General features: G+C 65.0%; 25 protein-coding genes and 1 tRNA gene. 12 read left to right on the forward strand and 14 right to left on the reverse strand.

The window, feature by feature from the left end; translation table 11 throughout:
• From G391_RS0109720 to G391_RS0109740, 5 genes are all read left to right on the forward strand, one after another.
• On the forward strand, positions 1-1,713 hold the full coding sequence (locus G391_RS0109720; RefSeq protein WP_029087349.1) for a tetratricopeptide repeat protein: 1,713 nt from the start codon (positions 1-3) through the stop codon (positions 1,711-1,713).
• On the forward strand, positions 1,710-2,585 hold the full coding sequence (locus G391_RS0109725) for a 4-(cytidine 5'-diphospho)-2-C-methyl-D-erythritol kinase (protein WP_029087350.1): 876 nt from the start codon (positions 1,710-1,712) through the stop codon (positions 2,583-2,585). Before G391_RS0109720 ends, G391_RS0109725 begins: the two co-directional genes overlap by 4 nt.
• A gap of 81 nt (positions 2,586-2,666) precedes the next feature.
• Entirely contained in the window at positions 2,667-3,554 is an 888-nt protein-coding gene (locus tag G391_RS0109730; protein ID WP_035304234.1) for a glycine--tRNA ligase subunit alpha, read from the forward strand.
• The gene (gene glyS / locus G391_RS0109735; RefSeq protein WP_029087352.1) at positions 3,554-5,716 is read left to right on the forward strand and encodes a glycine--tRNA ligase subunit beta; all 2,163 of its coding nucleotides are present in this window, start codon (positions 3,554-3,556) and stop codon (positions 5,714-5,716) included. The genes G391_RS0109730 and glyS overlap by 1 nt, the downstream gene beginning before the upstream one ends.
• 50 nt (positions 5,717-5,766) lie before the next feature.
• Complete coding sequence (locus tag G391_RS0109740; protein ID WP_029087353.1) at positions 5,767-6,921, forward strand: low temperature requirement protein A; 1,155 nt, start codon at positions 5,767-5,769, stop codon at positions 6,919-6,921.
• 6 nt (positions 6,922-6,927) lie between these two features.
• Here G391_RS0109740 and G391_RS0109745 read toward each other — a convergent pair whose 3' ends face one another.
• Positions 6,928-9,258 (reverse strand): ATP-dependent helicase, encoded by a 2,331-nt coding sequence (locus G391_RS0109745; RefSeq protein ID WP_051257280.1) that lies wholly within the window; start codon positions 9,256-9,258, stop codon positions 6,928-6,930.
• A 128-nt stretch (positions 9,259-9,386) separates the two neighbouring features.
• Here G391_RS0109745 and G391_RS0109750 point away from each other — a divergent pair, with 128 nt between their 5' ends.
• On the forward strand, positions 9,387-9,602 hold the full coding sequence (locus G391_RS0109750) for a hypothetical protein (RefSeq protein WP_029087355.1): 216 nt from the start codon (positions 9,387-9,389) through the stop codon (positions 9,600-9,602).
• Here the strand turns inward: G391_RS0109750 and G391_RS0109755 are convergent.
• Entirely contained in the window at positions 9,599-9,811 is a 213-nt protein-coding gene (locus G391_RS0109755) for a ribbon-helix-helix domain-containing protein (RefSeq protein WP_029087356.1), read from the reverse strand. The two genes, G391_RS0109750 and G391_RS0109755, sit on opposite strands and share 4 nt — an antisense overlap.
• 76 nt (positions 9,812-9,887) lie before the next feature.
• Between G391_RS0109755 and G391_RS0109760 the strand changes: the two genes are divergently transcribed.
• Positions 9,888-10,670: a ubiquinone biosynthesis protein COQ4 gene (locus G391_RS0109760; protein WP_245572076.1), complete on the forward strand. Its 783-nt coding sequence runs from the start codon at positions 9,888-9,890 to the stop codon at positions 10,668-10,670.
• Here G391_RS0109760 and G391_RS0109765 read toward each other — a convergent pair.
• Both G391_RS0109765 and G391_RS0109770 read right to left on the reverse strand, forming a co-directional pair.
• Complete coding sequence (locus G391_RS0109765) at positions 10,667-11,125, reverse strand: YbaY family lipoprotein (RefSeq protein ID WP_051257281.1); 459 nt, start codon at positions 11,123-11,125, stop codon at positions 10,667-10,669. The two genes, G391_RS0109760 and G391_RS0109765, sit on opposite strands and share 4 nt — an antisense overlap.
• A gap of 208 nt (positions 11,126-11,333) precedes the next feature.
• A complete protein-coding gene (locus G391_RS0109770) occupies positions 11,334-11,765 on the reverse strand; it encodes a YbaY family lipoprotein (RefSeq protein ID WP_029087359.1) in 432 nt (143 codons plus the stop codon).
• 85 nt (positions 11,766-11,850) lie between these two features.
• On the opposite strand from G391_RS0109770, the gene G391_RS0109775 reads away from it, so the two are divergent.
• Positions 11,851-12,765, forward strand: coding sequence for a DMT family transporter (locus G391_RS0109775; RefSeq protein WP_245572077.1), 915 nt, complete (start codon positions 11,851-11,853; stop codon positions 12,763-12,765).
• On the opposite strand, the gene G391_RS0109780 is transcribed toward G391_RS0109775, so the two are convergent.
• Positions 12,762-12,956 (reverse strand): DUF4169 family protein, encoded by a 195-nt coding sequence (locus tag G391_RS0109780; protein WP_029087361.1) that lies wholly within the window; start codon positions 12,954-12,956, stop codon positions 12,762-12,764. The genes G391_RS0109775 and G391_RS0109780 overlap by 4 nt on opposite strands.
• Positions 12,957-13,018: 62 nt before the next feature.
• Here G391_RS0109780 and G391_RS0109785 point away from each other — a divergent pair, with 62 nt between their 5' ends.
• Positions 13,019-13,258 (forward strand): DUF2188 domain-containing protein, encoded by a 240-nt coding sequence (locus G391_RS0109785; RefSeq protein ID WP_029087362.1) that lies wholly within the window; start codon positions 13,019-13,021, stop codon positions 13,256-13,258.
• On the opposite strand, the gene G391_RS14500 is transcribed toward G391_RS0109785, so the two are convergent.
• The 3 genes from G391_RS14500 to fumC are packed head-to-tail and all read right to left on the reverse strand — an operon-like array spanning position 13,255 to position 16,038.
• Positions 13,255-13,866, reverse strand: coding sequence for an NUDIX domain-containing protein (locus G391_RS14500; protein ID WP_051257282.1), 612 nt, complete (start codon positions 13,864-13,866; stop codon positions 13,255-13,257). The genes G391_RS0109785 and G391_RS14500 overlap by 4 nt on opposite strands.
• Before the next feature lie 32 nt (positions 13,867-13,898).
• Positions 13,899-14,627, reverse strand: coding sequence for an AAA family ATPase (locus tag G391_RS0109795; protein ID WP_029087363.1), 729 nt, complete (start codon positions 14,625-14,627; stop codon positions 13,899-13,901).
• 22 nt (positions 14,628-14,649) lie between these two features.
• Positions 14,650-16,038, reverse strand: coding sequence for a class II fumarate hydratase (fumC, locus tag G391_RS0109800; RefSeq protein WP_029087364.1), 1,389 nt, complete (start codon positions 16,036-16,038; stop codon positions 14,650-14,652).
• Between the two features lie 72 nt (positions 16,039-16,110).
• On the opposite strand from fumC, the gene G391_RS14505 reads away from it, so the two are divergent.
• Positions 16,111-16,494, forward strand: coding sequence for a RusA family crossover junction endodeoxyribonuclease (locus tag G391_RS14505; protein WP_035304236.1), 384 nt, complete (start codon positions 16,111-16,113; stop codon positions 16,492-16,494).
• Here G391_RS14505 and G391_RS0109810 read toward each other — a convergent pair.
• Both G391_RS0109810 and G391_RS14510 read right to left on the reverse strand, forming a co-directional pair.
• Entirely contained in the window at positions 16,464-16,874 is a 411-nt protein-coding gene (locus tag G391_RS0109810; protein ID WP_029087365.1) for a GFA family protein, read from the reverse strand. The two genes, G391_RS14505 and G391_RS0109810, sit on opposite strands and share 31 nt — an antisense overlap.
• Before the next feature lie 69 nt (positions 16,875-16,943).
• On the reverse strand, positions 16,944-17,789 hold the full coding sequence (locus G391_RS14510) for a C13 family peptidase (protein ID WP_051257283.1): 846 nt from the start codon (positions 17,787-17,789) through the stop codon (positions 16,944-16,946).
• Positions 17,790-17,916: 127 nt separating this feature from the next.
• Between G391_RS14510 and G391_RS0109820 the strand changes: the two genes are divergently transcribed.
• Positions 17,917-19,350: a M20/M25/M40 family metallo-hydrolase gene (locus tag G391_RS0109820; protein WP_029087366.1), complete on the forward strand. Its 1,434-nt coding sequence runs from the start codon at positions 17,917-17,919 to the stop codon at positions 19,348-19,350.
• A gap of 245 nt (positions 19,351-19,595) precedes the next feature.
• On the opposite strand, the gene G391_RS0109825 is transcribed toward G391_RS0109820, so the two are convergent.
• From G391_RS0109825 to G391_RS0109840, 4 genes are all read right to left on the reverse strand, one after another.
• The gene (locus G391_RS0109825; RefSeq protein WP_029087367.1) at positions 19,596-20,105 is read right to left on the reverse strand and encodes a c-type cytochrome; all 510 of its coding nucleotides are present in this window, start codon (positions 20,103-20,105) and stop codon (positions 19,596-19,598) included.
• Positions 20,106-20,138: 33 nt separating this feature from the next.
• Positions 20,139-21,032, reverse strand: coding sequence for an alpha/beta hydrolase (locus G391_RS14515; RefSeq protein WP_051257284.1), 894 nt, complete (start codon positions 21,030-21,032; stop codon positions 20,139-20,141).
• Between the two features lie 13 nt (positions 21,033-21,045).
• A tRNA-Thr gene (locus G391_RS0109835) sits at positions 21,046-21,120 on the reverse strand.
• Positions 21,121-21,162: 42 nt separating this feature from the next.
• A complete protein-coding gene (locus G391_RS0109840) occupies positions 21,163-22,008 on the reverse strand; it encodes an alpha/beta hydrolase family protein (RefSeq protein WP_035304238.1) in 846 nt (281 codons plus the stop codon).
• Positions 22,009-22,145: 137 nt separating this feature from the next.
• On the opposite strand from G391_RS0109840, the gene metG reads away from it, so the two are divergent.
• Positions 22,146-23,855 (forward strand): methionine--tRNA ligase, encoded by a 1,710-nt coding sequence (gene metG / locus G391_RS0109845; RefSeq protein ID WP_029087369.1) that lies wholly within the window; start codon positions 22,146-22,148, stop codon positions 23,853-23,855.
• Positions 23,856-23,878 lie beyond the last annotated feature (23 nt).

The raw sequence follows: 23,878 nt of genomic DNA on the forward strand, positions 1-23,878 counted from the left end.
ATGCGCCTGTCCTACCTCGCTTTTTCCGCCCTGATCCTGGTCGCCGCGCCACAGTCCGTCGTCGCCCAGGAAACGCCTGAGACGCCGGATGTTCCGGTCGTTGTCGATCCTGGTCCTCCCGACCTGGATGGTGGCACATCCTATGGACTGTTCCTGGCAGGCCGGGCGGCCATGAGCCGCGGAGATGGTGAGGCCGCAACGGCGTTCCTGGCAGGGGCCCTGGCGGAGTCGGACGATGACCGACTGGTCCGCGAAAGGACGTTTTCCGCGGCCATTCTCGCCGGCGATGTTCGCACCGCCTCCAGTGTTCGGCTCGTGGAGGGCGAGTCGACCGCCTCGCTGATTCAGGCCGGTCGCCTGACCCGTATCGCCCAGGCCATTATTGATGATCAGTCGCGAGATCTGAACCGCGAGATTCAGGCCAATCCGGTCCAGTCACCGCATCAGTTGGCGGGTCGTCTGATCAATCGGTGGCTGGCCGCTTCGGCGGGGGACTGGAACACGGCGCTGGCCCCTACGACAAGCGACGCCGATGCCCTGACCCGCATTCTCGGGGGATACTACCGCGCCTTGCTCCTTGAGCGCCGCCGTCAGTTCGATGCCGCTGACGCCCAGTATCAAGCGCTGTTGCTGGACGGTTCCGCCGCCTCAATGACGCGGCTGCCCTATGGCGAGTTTCTGGAACGTCGCGGTCGGCGCGCCGAGGCGATTGCCCTGTACGACGCGGGCTTGGCGCGCGGTGCGGATTCGGCCCTTTCGGCCGCGCGCCAGCGGGCCACGAGTCGCGGTCGTGCGCCCGCCCTGATCACCATTGATGAAGGCGCGGCCCTCGCCTTTGGGCATGCGGCGGCGGCGGCGGCTATCTCTGAGGCCCATGAGTTCGTGATCACCTATCTCGGCATGTCGTTGGCACTTGATGCCGACAATGGGGAATCCTGGCTGATGCTGGGTGACGCGCTGAAAGAAATCGGCATGTCGGGCACCGCACGCGAGGCCTGGGCTCAGACGCCGGTGGGGGCACCTGAATATGTCGAGGCCCAGATTCGTATCGCCTCCAGCCTTGATGAAGACGGATTTGGTGACGAGGCGGTCAGGATTGCTCGGACGATGGCCGATGGTCGTCCGGGGGTGGCCTCGGCCTATGTGCTGGCCGCGCTGCTCTCGAGCAATGGCCACTATGATGCCGCCATCGAGGTTCTGAACGGTCCGGCTCTCGCCGATCTGCAGGACTGGGTGGTTCTGTTTCAGCGCGGAGCTGCGCTGGAACGACGGGGTGACTACGCGGCCGCTGAAAGCGCGTTTCAACAGGCGTTGGCGCTGTCCCCGGACCAGCCGGAAATTCTGAACCATCTCGGCTATATGTGGGTGGATCAGAACATGCGGGTTGAAGAAGGCTTGGCGCTGATCGAACGGGCTGTCGCGGCGGAACCGGACAACGGCAACTATCAGGACTCCCTGGGCTGGGCGCGCTATCGGCACGGCCAGTTCGATGAGGCGGTGGTCATTCTGGAACGGGCCGTCGGGATGGAGCCCGGAAGCGCCACGATCAACGATCATCTCGGGGATGCCTACTGGCAGGTCGGACGCGCGCGCGAGGCCTCGTTCCAGTGGTATCGGGCGCTGACGCTCGATCCGAACGATGCCGAGCGCGCCGCCCTTGAGGCCAAACTGGCCGGCCAGGCCCCGTCTGGGGCTGGGTCCTCGCAGCCCTGATGCTGAGCGAATTCGCGCCGGCGAAGGTAAACCTGTTTCTGCATGTTGCCGCCCCGGGCGCAGATGGGCGTCATCAGCTGTGCAGCCTTGTGGTCTTTGCCGATGTCGGAGATCGGGTGCGGGCCGAACGGGCCTCGCAGATGTCCCTCAGTGTCGACGGGCCATTCGGCGAGCAGATCGGTCCAGTCGACGACAATCTGATCGTGCGGGCCTTGAGGCTGGCGAAGGCGGAGCCGATGCGTGTGCATCTGTCAAAACACCTTCCAGCCGCCGCCGGATTGGGAGGAGGCACGTCCGACGCCGGGGCGGCCCTGCGCCTGGCAAGGCAGATGGATCCAGGCCTGTCGCTGGACCAGGTGGAGGCGGCGGCCCGGTCGCTGGGGGCGGATGGGTTGATGTGCCTTCAGGCGCGGGCATGCCTCGCAGAGGGCGAAGGCGAGCGGCTCTCTGCGGCACCAGATATGCCGATCTTGCCTGCCGTTCTGGTCAATCCCGCGGTGCCTAGTCCGACGGGGGCGGTCTATCGCGCGTACGACGCGGGAGGCGGGGCCTTCTCGGCCGACCGACCAGCCCTGCCAAACCGGTTCTCGTCTGTCGCCGAAATGGCAGATTTTCTCGCCGCGCAGCGCAATGACCTGCAAGAGCCGGCCGTTCGGTTGGTCCCCCAGGTTCGGGATGCCCTGGCCGCTGTCCGGCGCTCGCCGGGGGCGCTCTTGAGCCGGATGTCCGGTTCCGGTGCGACGGTGTTTGGGCTGTTCGAAGATGACGAGGCGGCTCAGGCGGCGGCCACAGAAATCGCCGGCGCGCATCCGACCTGGTGGGTTCAGCCTTGTCGGCTAAACGCCGGTCATCCGGGGGATGAGGTCGATTAGCCGCCGTGGGCCGTTGATCGCCTTGTGCGAAAGGCGACCGGGCACTAGGACGGGGCGAACCTCAGACTGACCGGACTGCCCGTGCCCGAACAACCGCTTTCATTCCAGGACCTGATCCTGACGCTACAGCATTACTGGAGCGAGCAGGGCTGTGCGATCTTGCAGCCCTATGACATCGAGGTAGGGGCGGGGACGCTGCATCCTGCGACGGTGCTTCGCGCCCTGGGACCGCGTCCGTGGAAGGTCGCCTATGTCCAGCCGAGCCGCCGTCCCGGCGACGGACGCTATGGCGAAAATCCCAACCGTCTCCAGCACTACTACCAGTTCCAAGTCATCCTGAAGCCGAACCCCGACAACCTTCAGGAGCTGTATCTGAACAGCCTGAAGCGGATCGGGATTGATCCCAAGCTGCATGACATCCGCTTCGTCGAGGACGACTGGGAGAACCCGACGGTGGGGGCCTGGGGCCTTGGCTGGGAGGTCTGGTGCGACGGTATGGAGGTGACCCAGTTCACCTATTTCCAGGGCGTCGGTGGACTGGAGGTCGATGTGGTGTCCGGTGAGCTGACCTACGGGCTGGAGCGTCTGGCGATGTATGTCCAGGGCGTCGACAACGTTTATGACCTGCGATTCAACAATGACGGCCTGAGCTACGGCGATGTTTTCCTCGAGAATGAGCGCCAACAGTCCGAGGCGAACTTCCACGGCTATGACGTGGCCGGGCTGAAGCGTCGTTTTGACGACATGGTGGCCGAGGTCGAGCGGCTGCTGGCCATGACCGGACCGCAGGGGCAGGCGCTGGTGCTGCCGGCCTATGATCAGGTGCTGAAGGCGTCACACCTGTTCAATCTGATGGATGCGCGCGGGGCCATCGCGGTGGCCGAGCGCCAGAGCTACATCGGTCGCATCCGGGACCTGTGCAAGGCGTGCGCGGTTGAATGGGTCGAGCAGGAGCGGGAGCGCGCCTGATGTCCGAACTCATTCTTGAACTGTTCTCCGAAGAAATCCCGGCCCGGATGCAGGTTGGAGCCGCTCGTGACCTGGAGCGGATGGCCTCAGACCGCCTGAAGGACGCCGGACTGGAATGGCGCGCGCTTCGCACCTTTGCCGGCCCGCGGCGGCTGACGCTGTGGATCGACGGCTTGCCGGCGGCCACACCGGATCGCTCCGAAGAGGTCAAGGGCCCCAAGACGTCAGCGCCTGAGCAGGCGCTAGACGGGTTTCTGCGCAAGACCGGCCTGCGGCGCGAGCAGTTGGTGGAACGGGACGGCGTTCTGTTCGCCGTGATTGATCAGAAGGGCCGCCCCACCTCCGATGTGGTGGCAGAAATGGTCGAACAGGTGGTTCGCTCCTTTCCGTGGCCCAAGTCGATGCGCTGGGGTGACGGCACGCTGCGCTGGGTTCGTCCACTGAAGCGGATCCTGTGTGTGCTTGATGGTGAGATCGTGCCGTTCGAGATCGATGGCGTCGCCTCGGGCAATGTCACCGAGGGGCACCGCTTCATGGGCTCGGGCGAGCCCTTTGAGGTCGTGGATTTCGATGGCTACCGCGGCCAACTGGCCGACGAGTTCGTGCGCATTGACAGCGGCGAGCGTGCCTATGTGATCGAGGAAGCCGCCCACGCGGCCTGTCGAAATGTCGGGCTGGAGTTGGTGCCAGACCAGGGCCTGCTGGACGAGGTGGCGGGCCTGGCCGAATGGCCGACGCCGATCCTGGGCGAGATGGACCCCCAGTTCCTCGATCTGCCGCCTGAGGTCGTCCGGCTGTCGATGAAGGTGCACCAGAAGTACTTCGCCGTGCGCGATCCGGCGCGGGACGGGCTGGCGCCCAACTTTGTCGTCGTGGCCAATGTGGAGGCGTCGGACGGCGGCAAGGCGCTGGCCGCAGGCAATAGCCGGGTGCTGTCCGCGCGTCTGAACGACGCGCGCTTCTTCTGGGACGAGGATCGCAAGCCCGGCGCCATCGATGGCTGGCTGGAGAAGCTCAAGGGCGTGACCTTCCACGCCAAGCTCGGCACGCTGGCGGAACGGGGCGAGCGGATCGAGGCGTTGGCGCGAGAGATTGCGCCGATGGTCGGGGCTGACCCGGATGCCGCGGCCCTGGCGGCGCGCTACGCCAAGGCCGATCTGGCGTCGGGCATGGTCGGTGAGTTTCCCGAGCTTCAGGGGATCATGGGCGGCTACTATTTGCGCGAGGCCGGAGAGGACGCCGTCATCGTCGACGCCGTGCGCGATCACTACAAGCCACAGGGGCCCAATGACACGGCTCCGACCGCACCGGAGACGGTGGCGGTGGCCCTGGCCGACAAGCTGGATACGCTAGTCGGGTTCTTCGCGATCGACGAGAAGCCGACAGGCTCGAAGGATCCCTATGCTCTGCGCCGCGCGGCGTTGGGGGTCATCCGGCTGATTCTGGAGAACGATCTGCGCGTGCCGATCCGGCGCTTGGCCTTCATGCATCTGTGGCTGGTGACCGAGCGGATCGCCGAAGAGCCGATGAAGGCGCTCGAAGGCTTGCCCTATGCGCTGGTGCGCGAGGCCGGCGGCGATGTCGAGGCGGCGGCGCGCGAAGCGGGCTGGGAAGCCAAGATCGATACCATGTTCCATGGCACGCGCGATCTGGTCGCCTTCTTTGTCGAGCGGCTGAAGGTGCTGCTGCGCGACGGCGGTCGCCGTCACGATCTGGTGGACGCGATCTTCGCACTGGGCGACGACGACATGACGCGCGTGCTGAGCCGCATCGACGCCTTGTCCGCGTTCCTGGCGACCGAGGACGGGACCAATCTGCTGGCCGGCTACAAGCGGGCGTCGAACATCCTCAAGGCCGAGGAGAAGAAGGGGCCGCTGCCGACCGGCCTGCCGGTCGATCTGGCCGGCGCCCCGGCGGCGGAAACCGACCTGATCGCGGCGGCGTCGCACGCGGCGGCCGAGGTCGAGGCCGCCCTGTCGGTGGAGGACTTCGACGTCGCCATGGAGGCGCTGGCCCGCCTGCGTGCGCCGGTGGACGCCTTCTTCGAGGCGGTGCTGGTCAACTCGGACGTCGCTGAGGAGCGCGAGAACCGGCTGAGGCTGCTGGGTCGCGTCCGCGAGGTCATGGGACAGGTCGCCGACTTTGGACAGGTGACGGGCTAGGCTGGCGTCGCCGACTCGCGGCATCACAAACCGATAGCCGGGAGGGGACGATGAGCAGGCTGTTGAGAACCCGCGACGGCAGCGAGGCGCGGGTCGGGTTCGTCGAGCTGTTCTTTGACCTGGTGTTCGTCTTTGCGATCACCCAGGTGTCGCATTTCCTGCTGGAAGACCTCAGCTGGGACGGCGTGCTAAAGGCGGCGATGCTGCTGGCGGCGGTCTGGTGGGCGTGGATCTACACCTCATGGGTGACCAACTGGCTGGATCCGCAAAAGGCGGCGGTCCAGATCGGCCTGTTTGTCTTGATGGCCGCCGGGCTGGTGATGTCGGCAGCCCTGCCGCATGCCTTTGACGAAACGGGCCTGGCGTTCGGGGTCGCCTTCGCCTTCATCCAGGTGGGGCGGACCGTGTTCATGCTGATGGCCTGTCGCGAGGACACCGGGCTGAGGCGAAATTTCCAGCGGATCCTGGTGTGGCTCTCCCTGTCCGGTGCCTTGTGGATCGGCGGTGGCCTGGCCGCACCAGAGGTCCGGCTGTGGTGGTGGGGTGCGGCGATCCTTATTGAGTACCTCGGTCCCGCCCTCTATTTCGTCGTTCCCGGCCTGGGGCGTTCGACGACCGCCGACTGGAATGTCGAGGGCGGACACATGGCCGAGCGCGTCGGCCTGTTCATCATCATCTGTCTGGGCGAGACGCTGCTGATCTCTGGGGCGACGTTTGCGGGCCTCGACTGGACCACCGAGGTCTGGCTGGCCTTCGCCTCGGCCTTCGCCTCAACGATCGCCATGTGGTGGCTGTTCTTCAGCCAGGCCCATGAGAGCGCCGCCCACGCCATCGCCCATTCCGAAGATCCCGGCGCGCTGGCGCGCAAGGCCTATACCTATTCGCCGCTGCTGATCGTGGCAGGGATCATCGTGGTGGCTGTGTCCGATGAGTTGGTGCTGGCCCATCCCGGTGGCCATGTGGTGCCGGCGGCGGCGCTGACGCTTCTGGGCGGGCCGGCGTTGTTCCTCCTGGGCACAGCGGTGGCGATCTATGCGCTCTGGGGAAAGATCGCGTGGCCGCGCCTGATGGGGGCTGTGCTCTTGTGCGCGGCGTGGCTCATCGTGCCGAGGGTGACGCCGGTGGTGCTGAGCTGGCTGTCAACAGGGATGCTGCTGGCGGTGGGTGTATGGGAAACGACGCGGACGCGGCGTCAGCGGGCCTGACCGCGCTCATGCCCGCTCCACGAAGCTGTCGATCACCCGCTTCTCGCCAGCCTTGTCGAAGGCAACGGTGAGCTTGTTGCCCTCGATGCCGGTGACCCTTCCGTAGCCGAACTTCTGGTGGAACACGCGCTCGCCGCGGGCGTAGCTGCTGGTCGTCGAGCCGGTGGCGACCAGGCGGCCCTCGCCCTCGATGACGGCGTGGCGGGCCTGGCGGTCACGCGGGGAGGGGGCGGGCTTGCTCTGGGCGTACTGCTGGCCGCGCCGCCAGCCCGGCGAGGCGTAGCCGCCGGAGAAGACCGGTGCCTCGTCAAAGCGCGAGCGGGCCTCGGCGAGGTGTGGGGAGCCGCCGAAATAGCCGGTCTCGGACGAGGCCTCGACGTGGTCGTGCGGCAGTTCGTCGACGAAGCGGCTGGGCAACTGGGTCGTCCAGCGGCCGTAGACCAGACGGTTCGCGGCAAAATAGATGCGGGCTTCGCGCCGCGCCCGGGTGACACCGACATAGGCGAGGCGGCGCTCTTCCTCGAGGCCCTTTTCACCCTTCTCGTCGATGGAGCGTTGGGACGGGAAGACGCCTTCCTCCCAGCCAGGCAGGAAGACGACCGGAAACTCGAGCCCCTTGGCGGCGTGCAGCGTCATCACCTGAACCGCGTCTTCGCCGGCGCCGCGATCCAGATCCATCACCAGGGCCACGTGTTCGAGATAGGCCCCAAGGGTGTCGAACTGGCTCATCGACTGAACCAGCTCTTTCAGGTTCTCCAGTCGGGTCGGACCCGTGGCGCGGTCGGCGCGCTGCATGTCGATATAGCCGCTCTCCTCCAGCACCGTCTCGGTCAGCTCATGGTGGGGCGTGGTGTCGAGGAGGGCCCGCCAGCGGTCGATATCCCGGATGAAGTTGGTCAGGGGTGTGCGGGCCCGCGCGGTCAGCTCATCGGTCAGGATCAGGTCGCGCGCCGCCGTCATGGCCGAGACGCCGCCTTCGCGCGCGATCGTCAGGATGCGCTGGACCGAGGCGTCGCCGAGGCCCCGCTTGGGCGTGTTGATGATGCGTTCGAAGGCGAGATCGTCATCCTCCGACAGGATCAGGCGCATATAGGCGTGGGCGTCACGGATCTCGGCGCGTTCGAAGAAGCGGGGGCCGCCGATCACCGTATAGGGAATGGCCAGCATGACGAACCGCTCTTCGAAGGTGCGCATCTGGAAGGCGGCACGCACCAGGATGGCCATGTCGCGATAGCGAGTGCCCTGGCGGTGCAGGCGCTCGATCTCGTCAGCGATCAGCCGGCTTTCGGCCTCGCCGTCCCAGACGCCGGTGACCCGGACTTTGTCGCCGCCCGATTCATCGGTCCATAGCGTCTTGCCGAGACGCCCGCGATTGGTGCTGATCAGGCCGGACGCGGCACCCAGGATGTGCGCGGTGGAGCGGTAGTTTCGCTCAAGTCGAATGACGACTGCACCCGGGAAGTCTTTCTCAAAACGAAGGATATTATCGACCTCGGCTCCCCGCCAACCGTAGATGGATTGATCGTCGTCACCGACGACACAGATATTGGCGGCCTGGCCGTTTCGCGGGGCTGCGAGCAGGCGCAGCCACAGGTACTGGGCGACGTTGGTGTCCTGATATTCGTCGACCAGGATGTAGCGAAATCGTTTGTGGTATTCCTCTAAAATATCAGAATGTTGAGATAGAATTGTAAGATTATGAAGCAATAGGTCGCCGAAGTCGCAGGCGTTCAGCGTCTTGAGCCGTTCCTGATAGGCGCGATAGAGCCTCTGGCCGCGACCTTCGGCAAAATCCTCGGAGGGCGGGAGCTTGTCAGGCGTCCAGCCTCTGTTCTTCCAGTGATCGACCATGCCAGCCAGGGCACGAGGTGCCCAGCGTTTCGGATCGAGATTCTCAGCCTCGATCACCTGTTTGAGCAGACGCTCCTGGTCGTCGGTGTCGAGGATGGTGAAGGTCGACTTCAGGCCGACCAACTCAGCGTGACGGCGCAGGATCTGGGCCGCCACAGAATGGAAAGTGCCGAGCCAGCGTAGGCCCTCGGCGGACGGCCCGATCTGGGCGGTGATCCGTTCGCGCATCTCGCGCGCCGCCTTGTTGGTGAAGGTGACGGCGAGGAGCTCCCAGGGCTTGGCCTTTCCCAGAGCCAGAATATGCGCCAGTCGCGTGGTCAGAACACGGGTCTTGCCCGTGCCAGCCCCGGCAAGGACGAGCACCGGCCCCTCGGTCGTTTCGACGGCCTGGCGTTGTTCGGGATTGAGGCCATCGAGGTAAGCGCGCGCCACCGAACCGTCAGCGCGTGCGAGGTCGGAAATCTTTACGGCGGGCTGGTCGGACACATCAGTCAACGGTGGCGGCAGAATCAGGAGAACATAAGTAGCACGAACTGTCAGGCAAGCGAGGGCGCGGAACCGCGAAGCCAGAAGGCCGTTTGGGCTTGATCATCCATGAGCCTTTGGAGGGGTCGATGACGGATCAGGGCGGAAATTCTGGCGGCGGCGGCGGGAGCGGCGGAAACACCGGCCTGGCCCTTATTGTCGGTGGGCTGCTCGTTATCGTGGCGGTGATTGCGTTCTTCATGCTGCGAAATGGCGCAGAGCCAGAGGTGCCAACGATACCGGACGAGATCGACGTAAACATCAATCTGCCTGAAGCCCCGGCTACGGCATCACCTGCAAACTAGGACGCACCGGCCCAGGCTAGAGCGGCAACCCGGCAAGCCGAGGCCAGTGGCCGGTCGCCGCGCGACGTATCGATGTCGATGATCAGGGCGGCCAGGCTCAGGTTGCGGGCCTCGGCCATCTTCTGAAGGATGGCCCAGAACTCAGGCTCGAGCGCCAGAGAGGTGGCGTGGCCCGCCAGACTGACAGATCGCTTGCGAAGGGCGGACATGGCCGGGTTATACGGCACGGCGCTCTCCATCAAAACCGTGCGTCCTGTCTTGCAACGGACCCCGGGGCCATGCAGGATGACGGTGTTCGCGGAGGCGCACGATTTGACGACGCTGGATCCCATGGGCCCCGAGAGTATGTACGCCGGCCGCCGACTGCAGCCGATGCGTGCCCTGCGAGCCTTTCGAAAGCTGGTCGCTGACAAGGAAGACACCACCCAGGTCTTTGAGATCATGGAGGCGCTTACGGGTCGGTCGGTGTCGTGGGGTTTGAAGCGACTTCTCAAGACGCCGGGCGGAGCTCGACTGGCTTACCAGCGCGTCGAAATGAATGACCTGCTGAGTAACCCGGACTGGCTGGCGGGATTCGAACCGGGAACGGTCGGTGCCGCCTATCGGCAGTTCATGGCCAGTGAGAACCTCTCGGCCGAAGGCCTGGCGGCGCTCAGCCGCGAGGTGCGGGCCGAGATCGAAGCCCCGAACCTGTACGCCTGGTACAGTCGACGTGTTCGCGATGTGCATGATGTCTGGCATGTTCTGACTGGCTATGGACGTGACGCGTTGGGTGAAGCCTGTGTCGTCAGTTTTTCCCACGCCCAGACACGCAGCCTGGGGTTCCTGTTCATTGGGCTGGGCGCGGCTCAGCAGATAAGGCGCGGAACGAAATCGATCCCTGCGAGGCGGGCCGTGACCGAGGCTTGGCGGAATGGGTGCAAGGCACGATGGCTACCGGCAGAGGACTACGAACGCCTTTTTGCAGAGCCGCTTGAAGCTGCCCGGGGCCGGCTTGGGATCGCGAGCCCTGCGGTCTATGAAAGTGTTCCCGCAGAGACTCGCGCCCAACTGACGCTCGGTGGTTAGGAGCCGCTGACGCGGACCAGCACCAGGTGTGCTTCGTTTGGTGCGCCGCGGGTCAGCACCTCGTGGCGTTGGTCCGTCGTGAAGGCGAGACGGCCGTTCGGATCACGGATTTCCGCGCGCACGGCATAGGTGTGGTTCGGCTCGAGCTGATCGTTGAACACCCGCAGACGGTAGCCATAGGCCGGGGCCGATCCGTCGAGCGTATAGCTGACCTCGGAAACGGTTTCAGCGGGCGCGCCCGGACGGCTGACATCCAGGACCTGAACGGTCATAAGCGACCCGGCCGGCATCAGAATGCGCTCGCGGTAGGAGATCGAACCCTCAACATTGGTGATCGACACCTGGGCGATCGGGGGCACCGGTTGTTGCGGGGCCGGCGGGGTCGCAGCGCTCACAGCGGTCGAAGCACCGAGGGCAATCGCGAATACGGTCTTGGCGATAAGATGGTTGGTCATGTTGTCGTCTCCTGTTTTCGCCGGCACCTGGCGAATGTTCCCAGAGGTGCCGGTCGTGGTTTCAGTTGCCCGACGAAAATGCCCATTCACCGATCCGGGTTCCTGGAAGGCGCCCCGGACTGGGGCACTCTCCTGATCGGCTCGGGGTCGGCACGCCGGGACGACACGGCAGACCGGGAGACATCGGCCTGTCGCTTGCTGTGGCGACCTAGCCGACGCCAACCATGATGATGTTGGCGTTACTGGGTGCCCCACGTGTCAGGACCTCGTGGCGCGTGTCGGTGGTGAACCGCAGGCGTCCGTCCGGGCTTCTGATCTCAGCTCGCGCGGCATAGGTGTGCCGCGGATCAATCTCGCTGGCCGGAAAGCCCACCGTGACCACATAGGGCGGAGCGCGACCATCCAGGGTTTCTGTGTGTTCGGCGATCACGCGGGCTGGAGCGTCGGCCAGGCTGACGTCCTCGACTCGAACCGTCAGGGTGAAACCATGGGGAAGGAGAATTCGCTCTCGGTATGAGGCGGTGATCTGGACGTTCGCCGTGCCATGACCGACTTCGGTCGGCGGGGGCATGATCCCTGCCGGCGCACAGGCGGCGGCGAGCAAGACGGGCAGGATGAGGGCGATACGGCGGGTCGGCATGGCGGCCTCCTTTATAGGCATTTCAGACACGATCAGTTGGCTGACGTGAACGGACGCTGACGCGCGCCTGTGCTAGGCGCGAACGGTGAACACGCCAATCGGAATCTCATCCGGATTTGACGCCCGCGCCGCGTCAGCCATCGCTGTCTGCAGCGTGATATGGGGCACGACCTGGTACGGGATCACTTTGCAATTGGGGACGGTCGACCCGACGGCATCGGTGACTTATCGGTTCGCGCTGGCCTCGGCAGTCCTGTTCCTGTTCTGCTGGTGGCGCGGCGAGCCGATCCTCCTTTCGGGCCGTCAGCATCTGGCCGTATTCGGCCAGGGCGTGCTGACATTCTCGATCCAATACTCGATGGTCTACGAGGCCGAACAGCACATCGCCTCGGCGGTGGTGGCCGTAATCTTTGCCGGGCTGGCGTTTGTGAATCTGGCGCTGTTCCGGGTTCTGCTGGGGCAGAAGGCGAACTGGCGAGCCTGGGTCGGGGCAGGGTTGGGCGTGGTCGGGGTGGCGGCCATGTTCCTGGCCGAACTGCGCCGGTCGGGTGGCGGCGATGAGGTGGTGCTGGGGTTAGTCCTGGCGCTAGTCGCCATGGTGATTGCGGCGGCAGGCAATCTGGCGGCGTGGAAAGCCCAGAAGGAGGGCGCGCCGGTTCTAAGCTCGGTGGCCTGGGCGATGGCCTATGGAGCCGGCCTGGTCTTTCTGTTCGGGTTGGTCACGGGCGTAGGGTTCACGTTCGAAATGACGCCCGCCTACGTCGGCTCTCTGCTCTATTTGGCGGTCTTCGGATCGGTGGTGGCGTTCGCGCTCTACTTCATGCTGGCTCGGGCAAAGGGCTACGCCCTGGCTAGCTACATCTCGGCCCTGACGCCGCCGATCGCGCTGTTGATGTCGGTGGTGTTCGAGAACGCCCGGTTCGGATGGGCGGCGGCCCTGGGGATCGCGCTGGTCCTGATGGGGCAGGTGTTGCTGATCCGAGCGCCGAAGGGAGCCTAGGTCGGCTCGTCGTCAGGACGATCGATCTTGGCACCGTCCAGCACTTGATTGAGGTGGGTCTTCTCAGCCCTGGTCTTGTCGCGCTCGGCCTTAGGGCGGCCGTGGGCGGATCGATTCGCGGCGGCGGTCGCCTTGTCGTCGGCGCGGGTGCGGGCTTTGCGGGCCTTGTTCAGATTGATGATCTCGGCCATCGGCATCCTCCGGGGCGGTGTGCTATCGCTGTCTCGACACGCCCAATGACGAGGAGGTTGCCATGGTCGATGTGATCTACCGGATTGTCCAGCACGCAGACGGCTGGGCCTACAAGCTAGGCGACACCTTCTCGGAGACCTATCCGACGCGCGAGGCGGCGACGGCGGCGGCGCACCGGGTCGCGCGGGAACAGCACGTCGCGGGCGAGACGCGTGGCATCAGCTGGGAAGACGAGAACGGCGACTGGCACACCGAGCTGTCGGACGGCCATGATCGGCCCGATGCGCGGGTGGCTGACTAGCCAGCCCAGCGCGCGCGGATCGCTTCTCGATGCCGGGCGAACCACAAGAGGCCCAGGATGGTGAAGCCGTTGCGGATGCGACCTTCATCGACCGCCTTGAGCGCAACATCCGGTGAGACCGTGAAGGGCTCGGTGAACTCGGCCTCATTGGCCGCGCCGGCGTGATCGGGCAGGGCGGTGGCGTCGACCCGGGCGATGAACAGATGCGCCTCCTCCGCCAGCCATCCGGTTGAAGGCATGAAGTCCGTCGCATGGATCAGGTCGAGCGGCGCGACGCCCAGCTCCTCGACCATCTCGCGCCGGGCACAGTCTTCGGCGCTCTCGCCGTTTTCGATGATGCCGGCGGCCAGCTCAACCAGCACGCCGTCGCCGGACAGGTGCGCCGCGAGGCGGAATTGGCGCTGGAGCACCAGCAGGTCTCGGTCGGGATCGTAGGGCACGATCGCTGCAACCCGGCCGATCTCATAGATGTCGCGCTGGAAGTCGATGGGACCCGCCGTCGTGTGCAAGGTGCCCGCGTGGTGGGCGAGTGGGCGATAGGCGGTGGCGATCAGGTCGCGCCGGTGGTCGGTGAAACGGGCGGGGCGATCGGAGGCGTCGTCGGTCATGGCCTGAGCCTAGCGAGCAGTGCGTAGGTTGCCTAATCCTCAAGCAGGATCTTCAGCATCGCCTCGCGCCGGTTGAGGAAGTTTCGCGTCACCTCAAAGTGATCGGTGTCCTCGTATTCGATCCGGTCTAGACCACGGTCGGAGACCTGATAGATCCAGGCGTTCGGATATCCGAGGATGATCGGAGAGTGGGTGGCGATGATGAACTGGGATCGCGTCATCACCAGCTGGTGCATCTTGGCGAGAAATGACAGTTGCCGGCTCGGCGAGAGGGCCGCCTCGGGTTCGTCCAGGATATAGAGGCCGTTTCCCTCGAACCGGTTGTCGAAGAGGGCGAAGAAGCTCTCTCCGTGGGATTGTTCGTGAAGCGGCTGGTCTCCAAAGCGGCGGGCACCTGCGTCTTCGAGATAACTCGCCACCGTGAAGAAGCTCTCGGCGCGCAGGAAAAATCCGTCACGAATCCGCTGGGGCGAGCGGATCGGGCGAATAAAGCGATTGAGCGGCGAGTGGCTTTCGCGCGTGCTGAATTGATGTTCCCGTCCACCCCCCTCGGGATTGAATCCCCAGGCCACCGCCAGGGCTTCGATCATGGTCGACTTGCCCGAACCGTTCTCGCCGACGAGGAAGGTGACATTGGGGTGGAATGTCAGGCTGTGTAACGCCCTGACGGCTGGCAGGTTGAAGGGATAGGCGTCTGGATCCCAGCCTTCGCGGCGCTCGAACTGCGCCTCGATCCAGTAGGGGCGGGTCAGAGCGGGCATATCAGGAACCGCTTACCTCTGCTTACCCCGGCGCGATCATCTTCTCGGGTCGGACGATGGCGTCGAAGTCTTCGCCGGAGATGCCGAGCGCGATGGCTTCTTCGCGCAAGGTGGTGCCGTTCTTGTGCGCGGTCTTGGCCACCTTGGCGGCCAGGTCGTAGCCGTATTTTTCCTTCAAGGGGGTCACCAGCATCAGCGAGCTCTTCAGGCCGCGCTCGATGTTGTCCAGGCGCGGCTCGATGCCGACGACGCAGTTCTCGGTGAAGCTGACCGCCGCATCGGCCATCAGGCGGACCGACTGGAGGAAGTTGTAGGCCATGACCGGATTATAGACGTTCAGCTCGAAGTGGCCCTGGCTGTCGGCGAAGGTGATGGCGGCATTGTTGCCAAACACCTGCACACAGACCTGCGTCATCGCCTCGGCCTGGGTCGGATTGACCTTGCCGGGCATGATCGAGGAGCCCGGCTCGTTCTCCGGCAGGGCCAGTTCGCCCAGGCCCGACCGCGGGCCGGATCCCAAAAAGCGGATGTCGTTGGCGATCTTGAACAGAGAGGCGGCGACCGTGTTGATGGCTCCATGCGACATGACCATGGCGTCGTGGGCGGCCAGGGCCTCGAACTTGTTCGGCGCGGTGGTGAACTTCAGGCCGGTGATCTGGGCGATCTTGTCGGCGACGCCTTCAGCAAATCCGATCGGAGCCGACAGGCCGGTGCCGACGGCTGTGCCGCCTTGGGCCAACTGCATCAGATCCGGCAGGGTGCTCTGAATGCGCTCAATGCCCTTGGCGACCTGTTGGGTATAGCCGCTGAACTCCTGACCCAGGGTGATGGGGGTGGCGTCCTGGGTGTGGGTGCGGCCGATCTTGATGATGTCCTTCCAGGCCTGGGCCTTGTCGTTCAGCGCGTTGTGCAGTTGCTGAAGGGCCGGCAGCAGGCGGTGGACGATCTCCTCGGCGCAGGCGACGTGCATGGCCGTCGGATAGGTGTCGTTGGACGACTGGCTCATGTTGACGTGGTCATTGGGGTGAACCGGCGTCTTGGAGCCCATCTCGCCGCCCAGCATCTCGATGGCGCGGTTGGAGATCACCTCATTGGCGTTCATGTTCGACTGGGTGCCGGAACCGGTCTGCCAGACCACCAGCGGAAAGTGGTCGTCGAGCTTGCCCTCAATGACTTCATTGGCGGCGGCGACGATGGTGTTGCCGATGGCGGGGTCCAGCTTGCCCAGGGCCATGTTTGTCTCGGCCGCCGCCCGTTTGACGATGCCCAGCGCGCGCACGACGGGGATCGGCTGCTTCTCCCAGCCGATCTTGAAGTTGCCCAGGCTACGCTGCGCCTGCGCCCCCCAGTAGCGGGTGGCATCCACCTCGATCGGGCCAAAGGTATCTGTTTCGGTGCGGGTGCTGGTCATGGCGTCGCTTGCTGTCTGGCGAAGAGTCGGCGCGGGGTGTAGCACGCGGATGACGGCGAGCAAGGATCAGGCGTGAACGGATCGGACTGGACAGGCACAGGCAAGGTTCGCGCGCGCGAAACCGGCGGCGTGTTCGAGCTGACCGTCGACGGCCTGACCACCCAGGCGAAATACTACAAGCCGCTGCTTTATGAATTCTTCCGCAAGGAGTGGCGAGGTAGCCGGCCAGCCTGGGGCGACCACGAGGTCGACATCGTCATGGAGCATGTCGGCGATCCGCCGCACATCGATCTGGACAACATCGCCAAGGCCGTTCTGGACGGGATCAAGAAGCACGTCTTTCACGATGACGCGCAGGTGGCTCGTCTGCTGGTCGAGCGGCGTGAGGACGAGCGCGAGCGGTTGCGGGTGACGATCCGCCGTCGTCAGGCGGTGTCCGTGCCAATCGGCGGATAGCGAACGAAATTTGGCAAGACGTCCAGGTCATTCATCCAACCGATCCGTTCGGCGGTCTGGATCTGGGCCTGGAGCGGGATCGAGTCGGGCTCGTCCAGTGTCGCAGTCTGAACGTCGATCTGCCCCGGAAAGATGACGTCATTCGTGTAGAAGAGGCTGGTACCGCAATCGCCACAGAAATGGCGCCGACCATGCTCGGATGAGGCATAAACCTTGGGGGAGCCGGCTATCGTGATGTTGCCAATCGTGACCAATCCCCAGGACACGGCAGGAGCCCCGGTCGAGCGGCGGCAATCCTGGCAATGGCAAAGCGCATGGTGAATCGTCTGGGATGACATCTGGTAGCGGATAGCCCCGCAATGGCATCGACCCGTCAGCATCGCGTTGCATCTCCAACCAGGAAACGATGGCTAGCCGCGCCCGGTGAGTCCGGCAAGCCAGTGCCAGCCCTATGGGGCTGAGAACTGCAAGAACGGCAAGAGCGCCTGCATCTGGGCACCCACATAGGTCTGCGGCTCCGAGGGGGGCCGCAGGCCTTCCTCCCGTTCACGGCGATTGACGCAGGCGGTGGCCCGCATCGAGAGGCTGAGGAAGTCGCGGGCCTCATCCAGCGCCTCGAGGACGCAGCCGTCGAAATAGGGGTAGGTGGCGTCCTCTGAGCAGCCGAAGGATGACCGGTCGCGACGGGCGGCGGTCATAATCATGCGATTGGGCTGGGCCAGGGCTGGCACGAAGACACCGGAGTAACAGGCTGAGACGACGACAACGGTGGGCCGGGTTCCACACCACCGATCAATCAGCTGGTTCATCATGGCGGGCGGCATCATGCCGTCAGGACCCCAGACGATACCTGCGGGCGATCCGTGCGAGGTGAAATAGAGAAGACAGCCGGCCGCGCCGCGCCGGGCGACGGATTCGATCGCAGCAAATGCCCTTTGAGCGCCCAGGAAGGTGCCGTCTGCGGCCGGGGCCAAGGACAGGGCTGTCATGTTGTCCGTGGCGAAGCCGGCGCGGTCGAAGGCGGCGAAGAGGTCGCGTCTGGAGTTCTCGAACGCGTGGATCGGCTGGCCCTGACTGGACCGCCAGTCGCCCGCCACGACGGCCACGGCCCAGTTGGCGAACTCATTCGATGGGTCAGACGCAACGAAGGGAGGCTGCGGCGTCGTTTCCAGCATCGGGTGGGTATTGTTGTCGGTTCCCTGACCGGCGGTCGTGTTCGATTGGGCTAGGGCCGCGCCTGCGGCGCAGATGAGGGCGATCGCCAGTCCGATCCCGGTCAGAAATTGGCGAGCCATAGGAAATCTCCGCAACTGCCGCGTATTCTGATGGGATAGAACGCTGTGTTGCAAGCAGGAATACGGTTGCGTCGCCCGTGCGGGTGCCTAGTGTCGCGGCTCCGCAACGACCAGTTGGAGTCGCCGTTTGTCCCAGTTTCGCCTGACCCACACCGCCGGCCTGTCATTGATCGCTCTGGCCCTGTTCTCACCGGCGGCTCAGGCCCAGGATGTCACGACCATCCGAACGGCGGAGGCGATCCGGGACGGAGCCCTCGCCGACAATCGCGCGATGGAAATTGTCACCGAGATCACGACGCGGTTCGGTCCACGTCCCGCGGGGTCTGACTCAGAGCAGGCCGCGGCGGCGTGGGTTGCGGACTGGATGCGCGCCAACGGGTTCGAGAACGTCAGGGTCGAGGAATTCCCGCTGATCGGATGGGAACGCGGAACCGACACTGGCGCTGTTGTCGGTCGCTTTGCTCAGCCGCTGGCGGTCGCCGCACTGGGGCATTCGCCCGCGACGCCGAGGGCCGGGGTCGAGGCCGAGGTTGTGCGCTTCACCAGCCTGGAGGCGCTTCAAGCCGCGACTGAAGCAGAGGTACGCGGACGGATCGTGTTCATCGACCTGGGCCAGATGCAACCCATGCAGGATGGGTCCGGCTATGGCCCCCAGACGCGCGTGCGAGGTCTTGGGCCGGCAGCGGCCATGGCGAAGGGGGCCGTGGCCTATGTGATGCGTTCGGTCGGGTCGGACTATGACCGGCTGCCGCATACGGGCACGACCCGCTACGTCGACGGGCGCCCGACGATCCCTTCGTTTGCGTTGGCCGCGGCCGACGCTGACCAACTGAGTCGCCTCGTTGGGCTCGGGGAAGGGCCGATCCGTTTGCGACTGTTCTCGTCGGCACGGACCTATGAGACGACATCCCAGAACGTCATCGGTGACATTGTTGGCGATGAAAGATCAAATGAAGTCATTGTCTTGGGTTCACATCTCGATAGTTGGGATCAGGGCACGGGTGCGATTGATGATGCGGCCGGCGGGGCGATCACCCTGGCGGCGGCGCTGGAACTGGTCGAGGGCGGTCGCCGCCCGGCCCGGACCGTGCGGGTGATCCTGTACGGATCTGAAGAGGTGGCCCAGCCGACGCCCGAAACGGGCAATGGCGGCGGCGTCTATGTCCGAGGTGTCGGAGATGAGGCCGTCGCAGACCACATCATCGCGGGCGAGAGCGACTTCGGAGCAGATCGCGTCTATGCGCTGAGACTGCCGTCAGGGGCGCAGGGCTCTGCCTTCCAGACGGCGGCGACACAGGTGCTGTATCCGATTGGCGTGTTGGCGTCGTCGGTGCCGGAAACCAGCGGCGGGGCCGATGTCGGGCCCCTGGCCCAGGCCGGCGTGCCGGTGTTCCGTCTGGCGCAGGATGGAACCCGCTATTTTGATCTGCACCATACTGCGAACGACACGCTGGACAAGATTGATCCTGAACAACTTTCGCAGAATGTCGCGGCTTGGTCGGGCCTGATCTGGCTGATCGCGGATTCCGATGTGACGTTCCGCCAGACACCCGCAGAGTGACGATTCCCAGAAGAAAGAATGCACGATGAATCGGGTACAAAAGGTGCAAAAGGTGCAAAAGGTGCACTAATTTTTCGACGTGCGGCCCTGAATCGAGATCGGCGGCGATTTGTCCGGGCGAAGGATCGCAAGGCATGGCCCAGTGTCGCCCGTCAGGGTCTGGCGAGCGTTCGTGCGCCAAAGCACACAGAAGAAGCCAACCAAATTAAGGGCTAAGAGAAATAGGCTGCGGGAATAACACCTGCCTATTCCGGCGCGTAGCCCGTCTCGACCTTGAGATAGGCGATCAGGTCGCGACGCTCGGTTTCGTCCGGCACGCCGGCAAAGGCCATGCGGTTGCCGGGCAGGAAGTCGCGCGGCGCGGTCAGCCAGCCATCAAGGTGTTCGGCGTCCCAGGTAAAGTCAGCCGCATGCAGGGCGTCGGAATAGCGGAAGCCTTCCACTGAGCCGGCGCGTCGACCGAACACGCCCCACAGGTTGGGGCCGGTCATGTTCTGACCGCCCTCGGCCAGGGTGTGGCAGGATCTGCAGCGGGCGAAGGTGCGCCGGCCGTTTTCGAGATCGCCCGCATTGTACGGGGCCGGCAGGCCGGCCAGAACGACGGCGCGTTGTTCAGGCGTCATCTCCGGGCGCGGTGCCGGCGCGGGTGCGGGGGGCGTGTCCGTCGCGGCCTCATCCGACGCCGGTGCTTCGGCGTTCTGACTGCAGGCGGCGAGGGCCAGGACCGCAAGACCACAGACCAGAGAGGGGCGCATGACGATCTCCTTCGAGACGGGAATGGTTAAGGTTTAGCCCGAGTCCCAGGTTAGCCTCAACAAATCTGCCGTCCGGTCAATCGCCCGGCGCGCGGCCGGCAGCAGATACGTCGCATTGGCGTACCCATGTGGGAGCGTGCGAAAGGCGAGGGAGCGAACCTCGATCTCGGCTCCGCGGAGCTGGCGTTCATAGGCCAGACAATCCGGCCGGACCGGATCGGCGAGGCCGCCGTAAGTCAGGATAGACGGCGGGTCACGCGCCGGATCTGCCTCCAGAAGGTTGGGCGGCGGCTCAACCAGCCGCGTGCGTATCAGACGCACGGCGGCACGCCCCACCCCCCGCAGTCCGACGCTGTCGGTTGACCACAAGGCGTCGTCGAGATGGAGGAGTGGATAGATAAGAAAGGTTTTATCTACAGTGTTTTGGCATTGATCGTTCAGGCTACGCGTGATCGACAGGGCCAGATAGCCGCCGGCGGAATCGCCGCCCAGGATCAGAGGGCCGTCCGGGTTGGGGAGGTCCTCGCGATGTTCCAACACCCACCGGACGGCGGCTTGCGCATCGTCCAGCTGGGCAGGCCAAGGGTGTTCGGGTGCCAGCCGGTAGTCGACCGAGAGAATGGGAATGTCCGCGCCATGGGCGAGTCGCCGGCACAGGGCATCGTGGGTGGCTGTGTCACAGAAGGTGAAGCCGCCGCCGTGAAAATAGACGAGAAGGCTGGGGCCGACCCTGTCGCCTGTCGGGACATAGAGACGTGCCGACAGATCGCCGGCTGCGCCAGGAAGGCTGAGGTGGATGGGGGCGTCGAGCGCCAGTGCCGCCTTGTCACGATCTGTGAGCACCGACGAGAGCGCCTTGCGACCGACCACGACGCCTGCTGTCGTCAGGCGCTGAACAACCGTTTCTCTCGGGAAGGCGCGCCCCATGAGAACTCCAGTCTGGTGCCGGCTGAGGGACTCGAACCCCCGACCTTCGGTTTACAAAACCGCTGCACTACCACTGTGCTAAGCCGGCGCTGTGGCGGCTTATGGGCAAGGGCGAGCCGCGCCGCAAGTCTCAGGGGACCAGTTCGGCGGCCAGGCGGGCCTGAAAGTCAGGCTGGAGCCGGATATCGTTGTGGTGCGCCGCGGGAAAGACAAGGCGTTCGACGTTGATCCCTTGGCCTGAGAGGTCGCGGGCCATGTCACGGCTGAGCCGGGCGGGGAGGGTTTCGTCCTGCCCGGCCTCAAGGATCAGCACCTGTCCGGGGAAGCCCGCCAGCGATTCGACGACATTGAACGAGTCGAGGCCTGGATCGATGTTGACCCGCACGAAGGACCGCATCAGGCCGAGTTGATCATTCACGGCCGCCCGCGCTGTCGGGGTCGAAGCCTCGATGACCAGAGTATCAACGGCGATCATACGGGTCGCTTCGGTACAGACCGGCCCTCCGAGTGAATGGCCCCAGGCGACGACCGGGCGACCCTCAGCGGCGGCCGTGCGGGCAACCCAGTCGGCTACTGCGGCCCCCGCCTGGCGGAAGTTGGTCAGGGTGGCCTCGCCCGGCGTCTCGCCATAGCCGGGGTAGTCGAACATGACGACGTCACCGAACGGGACCAGGGCGGCGGCACGGTCGCCCCCGCTGATCGCGCGCCGGAACATGTTGCCGCCGCAGAACAGGATGATCGGTCCGGCCGGGTTGCCGCGCACCCGCGACGCCGCCACCGCGCCACCGGGATAAGGCAGGCTTAGCGCCTCAGCATCAGCCGGCAAGGGGCGACCAGGTTGCAAGGTGATGCCTTCGGCCTCGACGCGCGTGTTCGGATAAAAGAAGGCTCCCTCCGGCACCCGGACCTGAATACAGGCGGCAAGGCCAAGGGTCAGTACGAGAGGAAGCAACCGAACGGCGACCTTGGCGAACATGAGACATCCACGGTGACGATCACCCAAGTTTTGCACGGCGGTTCCTGGACCGCTACGGCAAAGTCCGCATTGCCTACGGGTGACGAGCGGTGCGGCGACCTCTATATGGCACGCTCTCCCTGACCTTTCGGATTCCCATGGCCCGCATTCTCGTCACCTCGGCGCTGCCCTACATCAACGGCATCAAGCATCTGGGGAACCTGGCCGGCTCGATGCTGCCGGCGGATGTGTGGAGCCGGTTCAAGCGGGGGCAAGGTCACGAGGTGCTCTATATCTGCGCCACCGACGAGCACGGCACGCCGGCGGAGCTGGCGGCGGCGGCGGCGGGCCAGGATGTCCAGACCTATTGTGACGAACAGCACGAGATCCAGAAGCGCGCCGGCGAACAGTTCGGCCTGAGCTACGACTGGTTCGGCCGGTCGTCCAAGGCCCCGAACCGGCGGCTGACGCAGCATTTCGCAGCGAAGCTGGAAGAGAACGGCTTCATCGAGGAGCGCGTCGATCGGATGATCTATTCGATCGACGATCAGCGGTTCCTGCCGGACCGCTACGTCGAGGGGACGTGCCCGCATTGTGGATACGACAAGGCGCGCGGCGACCAGTGCGACAACTGTGGCCGGTTGCTGGACCCGACCGATCTGATCGACCCCTATTCAGCGGTGTCGGGCAGCCGCAATCTGGAGGTCCGCGACACGCGGCATCTGTACCTGTTGCAGACGAGGCTGGAACAGCCGATCCGCGACTGGATCGGCTCCAAGACCGGCTGGCAAACTCTAGCGAAATCGATTGCGCTCAAGCACCTCGATGAAGGGCTGATCGACCGGGGGATCACGCGCGATCTGAAGTGGGGCGTGCCGGTCGTGGGTCCGGATGGCGGCCCGCGTCCGGGGATGGAAGGCAAGGTCTTCTACGTCTGGTTCGACGCCCCCATCGAATACATCGGCGCGACCGAAGAATGGGCCGAGGCGACGGGCCGGACCTGGCGCGACTGGTGGCGGCTGGACGAGGGGGCCGAGGACGTCCGCTATGTCCAGTTCATGGGCAAGGACAATGTAGCCTTCCACACCGTCAGCTTCCCGGCGACGATCATCGGCTCGGGCGAGCCGTGGAAGACGGTGGATCAGCTGAAGGCGTTCAACTGGCTGAACTGGTACGGCGGCAAGTTCTCGACCAGCCAGGGGCGCGGGGTCTTCATGGATCAGGCGCTGGAGCTGCTACCGGCGGACTACTGGCGCTGGCATCTGACGGCCTATGGGCCGGAAGGGTCGGACGCGGCCTTCACCTGGGAGCAGTTCCAGTCGACGACGAACAAGGACCTGGCCGATGTGCTGGGCAATTTCGTCAACCGGATCGTCAAGTTCACCGAGTCGAAGTTCGACGGGGTGGTCCCCGCCGGTGGCGAGCCGGGCGATGTCGAAGCCCGCTACGAGGCCGCTATCCGCCAAGGCATCGCTGAGGCGACCGAGGCGTTCGAGGCGATGGAGTTCCGCAAGGCCTGTCAGGCGGTCCGGGCCGTCTGGGTGCTGGGCAACGAGTATCTTCAGGAAGCCGCGCCCTGGACCGCGTTCAAGACCGATGTGGATCGGGCGGCGGTCGGGGTTCGGACGGGGTTGAACATGGTCGCCCTGTTCGCACGGTTGGCGGCACCGGTGATCCCGTTTACGGCGGAGACGATCGCGGCGTCGGTCGGGTCGAGCGACCTGAGCTGGCCATCTGCGGATGAGGACTTCATGGCTGCGGTCCCAACGGGCCGCGCCATCGTCCATCAAGGCGTGCTCTTCGCAAAGATCGAGGACGAGCAGGTGGCTGAGTGGACCGCGCGGTTCGGCGGGGCTGACGCGGCCTGACACGATCAGACGGCCGGAGGACA

The organism is Brevundimonas aveniformis DSM 17977, from assembly GCF_000428765.1.
In the GTDB taxonomy this organism is placed as follows: Bacteria; Pseudomonadota; Alphaproteobacteria; order Caulobacterales; family Caulobacteraceae; genus Brevundimonas; species Brevundimonas aveniformis.